The organism is uncultured Shewanella sp. (assembly GCF_947491715.1).
GTDB lineage: Bacteria > Pseudomonadota > Gammaproteobacteria > Enterobacterales > Shewanellaceae > Shewanella.
Genome location: NZ_CANLKR010000093.1, coordinates 1 through 1,210, shown reverse-complemented (window position 1 = coordinate 1,210; position 1,210 = coordinate 1). Strand labels below are relative to the sequence as shown.

Genomic DNA, 1,210 nt, shown 5'->3' with positions numbered 1-1,210 from the left:
TGCGTTTAACGCCCATTGCTTTTGAGGTTTTCATAGATAAGTCTCCAAAGTGTCAACTTACCTCAGGACGGAACAGTTTCACTTTAATGGTATTTATCACTTGCAGTGGACTTTTATTATATTCAGCTCCGCTTAGGAAGGTCGTGGATTCCCATCTACCCATGAGGCCCGACGAAATTACTTGCAGTTAGGTACGAGCTTTATGCTTATTAAATAAATCATTAACGCTTTCGATGGGACGTCCTGTCCCGCGAAAGCTAAGTGTATATCCCTATACGCTTTACATGATTTTTTGAATGCATTTCAGCGATTTCGATGGGAATAGAAATCAAAAGCAAAAATCCAATGTGTTGCTTTTTGATTTCATTTAAATAACAACGATTAATGTGAGCTGTGAGCTGGATCAATGATTTTTACTTTGCTCTCAATGTGATTTAAATATTTTATTTACATTAGCAACTTGTTGATGTTATTTTGCGGGGGAAGTTGAAGTACAGGTTTTCTTTTTGAGTCGCAGCTTAGAAACTTGAGTATGGCAATATATGAAGGTTACGTACTAATTAGATTCGAAATATGAATATTGTGAAGGATTAAGGAAAGTTATGGACTCTTTTATAATTACACCGAAGGTCGATGAAACTCAAGAGTTCATTGAAATAGCTAATGACTTCTCGAATCCACTTGATTTGGTGCGTGAAGCGATAAGCAATTCATATGATGCGGGGGCTAGTGAAATAAAGATTTCCTTTGAAGTTATTAAACAATATGGCGAATCCATATTAAAGATTACGTTAAAGGATAACGGTTCTGGAATGACTTCAGGTAACCTACAGAATTTTTTTGATTTAGGAAATTCAACACGTCGAGATGATGAGACAACTATTGGTGAAAAAGGACACGGAACCAAGGTCTATTTCAATAGTAATAGAATTGAGGTAAAAACATCTCGTGATGGCAGTGGATTATTAGCTATTATGGAGGAGCCTTTCAAAAAACTATTTGATCGTCAAATTCCGACAGTGGATGTTAGTTTTATTGAGGGGGTAGATATTGGAACCGAGATTACAATATATGGATATAATAATAATCGGAGAGATAAATTCACTCATCCGATTTTGAAGGACTATATTAACTTGTAGTGGCATAGTTAGTTTGGCCACCTAGTTAGAGGTGATATCATCACCTCATAAGATGACAGGTGACATTATGA

Annotated in this window: 1 protein-coding gene; it reads left to right on the top strand. The window is 36.0% G+C overall.

Features of this window, described 5'->3' with window-relative positions; genetic code table 11:
• Window positions 1-602 precede the first annotated feature (602 nt).
• On the top strand, window positions 603-1,139 hold the full coding sequence (locus Q0779_RS23620) for an ATP-binding protein (RefSeq protein WP_298776711.1): 537 nt from the start codon (window positions 603-605) through the stop codon (window positions 1,137-1,139).
• Window positions 1,140-1,210: the final 71 nt, after the last annotated feature.